The organism is Pelistega indica (assembly GCF_000506865.1).
Classification (GTDB): domain Bacteria; phylum Pseudomonadota; class Gammaproteobacteria; order Burkholderiales; family Burkholderiaceae_B; genus Taylorella; species Taylorella indica.
Genome location: NZ_AYSV01000039.1, coordinates 1 through 2,258 on the forward strand (window position 1 = coordinate 1; position 2,258 = coordinate 2,258).

The following is a 2,258-nucleotide window of genomic DNA, read 5'->3' on the forward strand; positions in this document are numbered from 1 at the left end:
GAAAGATTCGTTGCATTGGCTGTGCGCAACGGCTCTTCAGAGGCAATACTTAACCCCTCCCAGTCATACAACGTTTGGCTGACCACCCGATGATGCTCTCCCGATTCCACCTCGCTTGGCTATACGTCGCCCAAACGCATCATAGAGGTACTCCGTGCGTAAGCTCTCCCGAGCTCCACCTTGCCATCCACTCTGCCGTAATTGGTTATGCGCATCCCATTGGAAGGTCTGTATCCCTTTGAGCCCCTCTTTACGCGTCATATTCCCACGCGCATCATAGCTAAAGTGTATCCCCGCTATCCCTTTTAACAGATTACCAACGACACTTGACACCCCTGACGGTAAGGTACTGAGAACATATCATGACCTTGAGCCGAATAACCATACTTGGCAAATCACATAGAATTACTTATAGCATTGTGGATATGCACTCTACACTTCCAACTAGCTAAGCTACCAACTTGTAATAGGTCTTTCTAAATCTTTCCAAAATTCCAGCAGGCTTTTATCAAAAAAATAAATCGTTCGTAAATCTTTCCATACCGTCATCCCTAATACTAGAAATGTCACTCTGAAATTATTCTCAATATAATCATAGCGAGACATCAAGGTATTTAATCCTTGTATTGAGTTCACAAGCACATCATTAAACATCACTTGATAATCTAGAATATTTTCTGTTATTTGAATCTGCGTTAATCGGTCATTATCAAATCGAATATAAAAATCTTGAAAATCGCTAAATGCTTTATTATTAGGTTTCGCTCTCGTTGGGATTCCTGTAAGTTTTGTGAACTCTTGAGGTGTCTCTCCAAAACGAAACAGCCCGAGTCTTTTATACGGCAAGAAACACAAATGTGTATTTCTCAAATCAATCACCTCCTCGTCATTTCTTAAGATTTAAATAATAATCATCATACGACTCTTCATAGAGTTCTTTGACACTCTCATCGTATACTAAAATCTCCGCAAATAACTTCCCTTTAAAATCTGGAATCAATGTTAGGTTATATTTAGGAAATACAAGAATATTGTCATCAACAAACGGGTTTTCTTCCTCTAAAAATGTCTCCAAATTATCAAAATTAATTTCTTTGTCGTTTAATTTAAAACCTTTAAGATCTCGCACTGAAATTGTTACCAGAACCTGACGACCATTTTGCTCTTCGAATTCTAGATAGTATAGAGATTTATCAAATTCTGTTTTATCTATTTCCTCTTTACTTTGTCCTAACGTAATACCATCAAAACTATTTTTTTCAATATTAAACATTATATATTTCCTTTAAAATTTTAATTACAAACTTTACTATTCAATCTATTTCTTTCAGAATCACTAATATAACCTCGAGAAAATGCTTCTTCAATCATATCTGTTAAACCAGTGTTATATTTGGTTCCGAATTTCTTTTTAATATCTACAATATCCATTTCCATCGCATGAGAAAATCTACCAGAATCAATTAGTTTTGTTTGTGCCTGTCGCCAACGCCTTGCTTGGGTTAACGATCCCCAACTAGCTGTTTGTCTATGATCAGATGTTTCCATCCAAAGAGAAGGAACTATTCCCCGACTTAAATCGGAAATAGAGTTTCTTACAGCAGACCATGCAGGCATATGATTAACCTCACCTCCTTTTGCTAGTTGACGAACTAACCAATAAACACCTCCTTTAGAACTACTCCACCCCCACGGATCCACCCACTCCACCGGGTTCGGGGCGTATTGATAGAGGTTAATCCCTCCCATCAACCCTATCGGGTCTTGGCTGATAAAGCGTCCTAGCTCTGGGTCATAATACCTAAAGGTATTGTAATGTAACGACGTCTCAGCATCATAATACTGACCTTGAAAACGATGATTATTAATCACCTGCTCATCTGCAGCTGGTCGGCTTATGACACGGGTTTCACCCCACGCTTTGGCCTTGGCTTCCCACACCACTTCCTGACCTTGGTTCACCAACAGTTGTGGGGTGCCGAGGTGATCGCACACATAATGATAAAGTTTCGGCGCTACTTGAGTTTCTTCTGCTAACTCGGCCTGCCACCCCCGTGAGCTCAGTAGTTCCGCTTGTCCATCATTGCTATTAATGTATTGCGCCAAGGGCACAAACTGACCATCTTCGTAGAGATACTGCACATTCAAGGCCAAGGCCGGTGCATTCTGCCAGTCACGTCCCGGATTGGCTGCATGTTTGCCCAGTTGCTGACCGATACGCTCTTCTGAAGCAATGGTCAAGCCTTCCYRATCACTGA

At 40.6% G+C, this 2,258-nt stretch carries 4 protein-coding genes; all 4 read right to left on the reverse strand.

Features of this window, described 5'->3' with window-relative positions; genetic code table 11:
- Positions 1 to 63: 63 nt before the first annotated feature.
- A complete protein-coding gene (locus V757_RS17975; protein ID WP_023949733.1) occupies positions 64 to 333 on the reverse strand; it encodes a hypothetical protein in 270 nt (89 codons plus the stop codon).
- A 120-nt stretch (positions 334 to 453) separates the two neighbouring features.
- Complete coding sequence (locus V757_RS17980; RefSeq protein WP_147628835.1) at positions 454 to 870, reverse strand: hypothetical protein; 417 nt, start codon at positions 868 to 870, stop codon at positions 454 to 456.
- Between the two features lie 16 nt (positions 871 to 886).
- The gene (locus tag V757_RS17985; protein WP_023949737.1) at positions 887 to 1,273 is read right to left on the reverse strand and encodes a hypothetical protein; all 387 of its coding nucleotides are present in this window, start codon (positions 1,271 to 1,273) and stop codon (positions 887 to 889) included.
- 20 nt (positions 1,274 to 1,293) lie between these two features.
- The coding region (locus V757_RS27410) for an RHS repeat domain-containing protein (RefSeq protein WP_031274180.1) at positions 1,294 to 2,258 on the reverse strand (965 nt) is incomplete at its 5' end.

Bases quoted from the DNA above. Each gene is read 5' to 3' on its own strand.
- V757_RS17985 (WP_023949737.1), bottom strand. From the start codon at position 1,273: ATGTTTAATATTGAAAAAAATAGTTTTGATGGTATTACGTTAGGACAA.